This is a genomic window from Streptomyces aurantiacus, from assembly GCF_001418335.1.
GTDB classification, from domain to species: Bacteria; Actinomycetota; Actinomycetes; order Streptomycetales; family Streptomycetaceae; genus Streptomyces; species Streptomyces aurantiacus.
In genome coordinates, this window is sequence record NZ_LIPP01000246.1 from 1 (window position 1) to 5046 (window position 5046).

General features: G+C 70.9%; 5 protein-coding genes. 4 read left to right on the plus strand and 1 reads right to left on the minus strand.

The window, feature by feature from the left end; all coding sequences use genetic code 11:
- Positions 1-108: 108 nt before the first annotated feature.
- Genes deoC through AOK01_RS29015 form a run of 3 tightly spaced genes read left to right on the plus strand, consistent with a single transcriptional unit; the run spans position 109 to position 3471 of the window.
- Positions 109-1068 (plus strand): deoxyribose-phosphate aldolase, encoded by a 960-nt coding sequence (deoC, locus tag AOK01_RS29005; RefSeq protein WP_055516852.1) that lies wholly within the window; start codon positions 109-111, stop codon positions 1066-1068.
- Positions 1069-1073: 5 nt separating this feature from the next.
- Positions 1074-2522 (plus strand): aldehyde dehydrogenase family protein, encoded by a 1449-nt coding sequence (locus tag AOK01_RS29010; protein ID WP_055516853.1) that lies wholly within the window; start codon positions 1074-1076, stop codon positions 2520-2522.
- Positions 2515-3471: an aldehyde dehydrogenase family protein gene (locus AOK01_RS29015; protein WP_055516855.1), complete on the plus strand. Its 957-nt coding sequence runs from the start codon at positions 2515-2517 to the stop codon at positions 3469-3471. Before AOK01_RS29010 ends, AOK01_RS29015 begins: the two co-directional genes overlap by 8 nt.
- A 167-nt stretch (positions 3472-3638) precedes the next feature.
- Here the strand turns inward: AOK01_RS29015 and AOK01_RS29020 are convergent, their stop codons facing one another.
- Positions 3639-4058 carry a hypothetical protein gene (locus tag AOK01_RS29020; RefSeq protein ID WP_055516857.1) on the minus strand — a complete coding sequence of 140 codons (420 nt, stop codon included), beginning with the start codon at positions 4056-4058 and terminating at the stop codon, positions 3639-3641.
- A gap of 52 nt (positions 4059-4110) precedes the next feature.
- On the opposite strand from AOK01_RS29020, the gene AOK01_RS29025 reads away from it, so the two are divergent.
- Positions 4111-4866, plus strand: coding sequence for a uridine kinase (locus AOK01_RS29025; protein ID WP_079103843.1), 756 nt, complete (start codon positions 4111-4113; stop codon positions 4864-4866).
- Positions 4867-5046: the final 180 nt, after the last annotated feature.

Sequence of the window (5046 nt, forward strand, 5' to 3'; positions counted from 1 at the left end):
GCGACAAGCCCCCACCGACCCGCACCCAACAAACCGGCGGAAAGCCCCGCAGGGCGGCGCATGGGGGTGTACAGCCGCTACGCGCGTAGATATGCTCGTCTGGTGACCATGCCCACCACTGCATCCTCCGCGGCTCACGTACTCACGGACGTGACCGCGTCAGACGGCGCGCTGCGCCGCTTCCTCCATGGGCTGCCCGGCGTCGACACGGTCGGCCTGGAAGCTCGTGCCGCGTCGCTCGGTACCCGTTCCATCAAGACGACCGCGAAGGCGTACGCCATCGACCTCGCCATCTCGATGGTCGACCTGACGACGCTCGAAGGCGCGGACACCCCCGGCAAGGTCCGGGCGCTCGGCGCCAAGGCCGTCCGCCCGGACCCCACGGACCGTACGACCCCGACGACCGCGGCCCTCTGCGTCTACCCCGACATGGTGGCCACCGCGAAGGAGGCCGTCGTCGGGTCCGGCGTGCTGGTCGCCTCCGTCGCGACCGCCTTCCCGGCCGGCCGCGCCTCGCTCGACGTGAAGCTGGCCGACGTGCGGGACGCGGTCGCCGCGGGCGCCGACGAGATCGACATGGTCATCGACCGCGGGGCGTTCCTCGGGGGCAAGTACCTGAAGGTGTACGACGAGATCGTCGCCGTGAAGGAGGCCTCGGGCGCCGCCCGCCTGAAGGTCATCTTCGAGACCGGCGAGCTGTCGACGTACGACAACATCCGGCGCGCGAGCTGGCTCGGCATGCTGGCGGGCGCGGACTTCATCAAGACCTCGACGGGCAAGGTCGCGGTCAACGCGACGCCCGCGAACACCCTCCTGATGCTGGAGGCCGTCCGCGACTTCCGCGCGCAGACCGGGGTCCAGGTCGGTGTGAAGCCCGCCGGCGGCATCCGCACCACGAAGGACGCGATCAAGTTCCTGGTGCTGGTCAACGAGACCGCGGGCGAGGACTGGCTGGACAACCACTGGTTCCGCTTCGGCGCGTCCTCACTCCTCAACGACCTGCTGATGCAGCGCCAGAAGCTGGCCACCGGCCGCTACTCCGGCCCCGACTACGTGACGGTGGACTGATCCACATGGCTTCCCCAACGGCTTCCGCATTCGCATACGCACCGGCGCCCGAGTCCCGCTCCGTCGTCGACATCGCGCCCTCCTACGGCCTGTTCATCGACGGCGAGTTCACCGAGGCCGCCGACGGCAAGGTCTTCAAGACGGTCAGCCCGAGCACCGAAGAGGTCCTCTCCGAGGTCGCCCGCGCGGGCGCCGAGGACGTCGACCGTGCCGTGAAGGCCGCCCGCCGGGCCTTCGGGAAGTGGTCCGCGCTGCCCGGCTCCGAGCGCGCCAAGTACCTCTTCCGCATCGCCCGGATCATCCAGGAGCGCAGCCGCGAACTGGCCGTCCTGGAGACGCTGGACAACGGAAAACCCATCAAGGAGACGAGGGACGCCGACCTTCCCCTCGTAGCCGCGCACTTCTTCTACTACGCGGGCTGGGCGGACAAGCTCGACCACGCCGGGTTCGGCACGAACCCCGCGCCCCTCGGTGTCGCGGGCCAGGTCATCCCCTGGAACTTCCCGCTCCTGATGCTGGCGTGGAAGATCGCCCCGGCGCTCGCGACGGGCAACACGGTGGTGTTGAAGCCCGCCGAGACGACCCCCCTGTCCGCCCTGTTCTTCGCGGACATCTGCCGTCAGGCGGGCCTGCCCAAGGGCGTCGTCAACATCCTTCCGGGATACGGCGACACGGGCGCGGCCCTCGTCGGGCACCCGGACGTGAACAAGGTGGCCTTCACCGGTTCCACCGCCGTCGGCAGGGCCATCGCGCGCCAGGTGGCGGGCACGAAGAAGAAGGTCACGCTCGAACTCGGCGGCAAGGGCGCGAACATCGTCTTCGACGACGCGCCCATCGACCAGGCCGTCGAGGGCGTCGTCACGGGCATCTTCTTCAACCAGGGCCAGGTCTGCTGCGCGGGCTCCCGGCTCCTGGTCCAGGAGTCGATCCACGACGAGCTGCTCGACTCCCTGAAGCGCAGGCTCTCGACCCTGCGCCTGGGCGACCCGCTCGACAAGAACACCGACATCGGCGCGATCAACTCCGCCGAGCAGCTCGCGCGCATCACCACGCTCGTCGAGCGGGGCGAGGCCGAGGGCGCCGAGCGGTGGTCCCCGGCCTGCGAACTGCCGTCGTCCGGCTACTGGTTCGCCCCGACGCTCTTCACGAACGTCACCCAGGCGCACACCGTCGCCCGCGACGAGATCTTCGGCCCGGTCCTGTCCGTCCTCACCTTCCGGACACCGGACGAGGCGGTCGCGAAGGCCAACAACAGCCAGTACGGCCTCTCCGCGGGCATCTGGACCGAGAAGGGCTCCCGGATCCTGGCGGTCGCGAACAAGCTGCGCGCGGGCGTCATCTGGTCCAACACGTTCAACAAGTTCGATCCGACCTCGCCGTTCGGCGGCTACAAGGAGTCGGGCTACGGCCGCGAGGGCGGTCGCCACGGCCTGGAGGCGTACCTCGATGTCTGACAAGCCGAAGAAGAGCGACAAGACCGAGAAGGCCGGGAAAGCCGAGAAGCGGGCCGCGCAGGCGGGGCAGCAGCGTCTGAGCGTCTTCAAGACCTACAAGCTGTACGTCGGCGGGAAGTTCCCGCGTTCCGAGAGCGGCCGGGTGTACGAGGTGACCGACTCGAAGGGCAAGTGGCTGGCCAACGCGCCACGAGCGAGCCGCAAGGACGCCCGTGACGCGGTCGTCGCCGCCCGTAAGGCGTTCGGCGGCTGGTCCGGCGCGACCGCGTACAACCGCGGCCAGGTCCTCTACCGCGTCGCGGAGATGCTGGAGGGCCGCAAGGGGCAGTTCGTCCACGAGGTCGCCGACGCCGAGGGACTGTCGAGGTCCGGGGCCGCCGAACAGGTCGAGGCGACGATCGACCGCTGGGTCTGGTACGCGGGCTGGACCGACAAGATCGCCCAGGTGGTCGGCGGCGGCAACCCGGTGGCGGGCCCGTTCTTCAACCTCTCGACCCCCGAGCCGACGGGCGTGGTGACGGTCCTGGCGCCCCAGGAGTCGTCCTTCCTCGGTCTGGTCTCGGTGCTCGCCCCGGTGATCGCGACCGGCAACACGGCGGTCGTGATCGCGAGCGAGCGGTCCCCGCTCCCCGCGCTGTCACTGGGCGAGGTGCTGGCGACCTCCGACCTTCCGGGCGGCGTGGTCAACATCCTCACCGGCGGTACGGCGGAGATCGCGGCCCCGCTGGCCGCACACCAGGACGTCAACGCGATCGACCTCGCCGGCGCCGACGCGGCACTCGCGAAGGAACTGGAGATCGCGGCGGCCGACAACCTCAAGCGGGTCGTCCGTCCACGGCCTGTGGATTACTTCGCCCCGCCCGGCATCGAGCGCCTCACGGCCTTCCTGGAGACGAAGACGGTCTGGCACCCGACGGGCGCACTGGGCGCCTCCGGATCGTCGTACTAGGACGCACGCCCCTGCGGCACACGCGCGGTACGGCCCCCGCACGGGAGAGCCGCGCTTCTCCTCCGTCCGGGGGAGGCGCGGCTCTCTCTTCCGTCCTCGCGTCGTCGCGTCGCGTCACGTCACGCGCGGGTCCGTAACCGGCTGGGTGCTGCGGCGGGCCGTACGGTTCAGGCGCCCAGCAGTCCCGTCGCCTGGCCCACCACCGGCACGCCGCCCAGCGACCGGGCCTGCGCGACCGGCGCCGTCAGCATGGTCGTCGCCACCGGCGGGAAGTCGGCCACCTGCGTGCCGAGGCCGTTGTCGAGCGGGTCGACGCCCGTGCCCGCCAGCGGGTTGGGCTTCAGGCCCGCGACCGGCCCCGTCACGTATCCCACGGTCCCGGTCAGCGCCTGGAGTCCGGCCTGCGGGTCGATGTTGCCCAGCGAGCTCGGCCGGGAGTGGAGGGTACCGACCGCGGGGACCGTGGTGTCCTCCGCCGCCGCCGAGGTGGCACCCGCGCCCACCGTGATCCCCGCGATGCCCGCGGTCGTGAGGGCCAGCAACGCGCGCCGGGCGGTCGGGTTCTGGGAGGCCGAGTGTCGTGCCATGGCTGCTGCCACCTTCTGCCGCGCAAAGTAATCAGGTCGACACACAGGGTAGTTGAGGTGTGACGCACACTCCAAAGGCGACCCGCGGGCTCGGCCGGGAGCGCCCGATGGCGCACACTGGTGTCTCGTGAGTTCCCAGCCCCCGAATCCCGCGACAACCGCACGCGTCGTACTGCTGTGCGGCCCCTCCGGCTCCGGCAAGTCCCTCCTCGCGGCCCGCTCCGGCCTTCCGGTGCTGCGGCTCGACGACTTCTACAAGGAGGGCCACGACCCGACGCTGCCACAGATCACGGGCGGTTCGGACATCGACTGGGACCACCCGCTGTCCTGGGACGCGGACGCGGCCGTCGCGGCGATAGCACGGCTGTGCGGGACGGGGCGTACGGACGTTCCCGTGTACGACATCTCCCTGAGCGCCCGAACCGGCTCGGAGACCGTCGACTTCACCGGGGCGCCGGTCTTCATCGCCGAGGGCATCTTCGCCGCGGAGATCGTGGAGCGGTGCCGGGCGGCCGGGCTGCTGGCCGACGCGCTGTGCCTCAGCCGGGGCGCGGTGACCACGTTCCGCCGGCGGTTCCTGCGGGATCTGCGCGAAGGCCGCAAGTCCGTGCCGTTTCTTCTTCGGCGGGGATGGCGGTTGATGCGGGACGAGCGGTCGATCGTGGCGCGGCAGACGGCGCTCGGCGCGTACGCGTGTGACCGGGGTGAGGCGTTGGCGCGGCTCGCGGCCGCGAGGCCCTCCGGGCGGGAGGTCGTGGACAGCCCGCGGGTGAGTGGGGGCTGGTCGCGCAGTTCCCCGCGCCCCTGAAAAGCCCACTACCGCCGGCTACGCCATGCGTTGGAGCGGCGGTCCGGCGGTCCGGCGGTCCGCCAAGACGTCCCCTGACGCGCCCTCAGCGAACTAGGCCGCCCGCGTCGGGGACGTCGTCGCGGAGAGACCCGCCGTTTCCTGCAGCCCGCGCTTGACAATTTAACGCTGTTAAGTGAC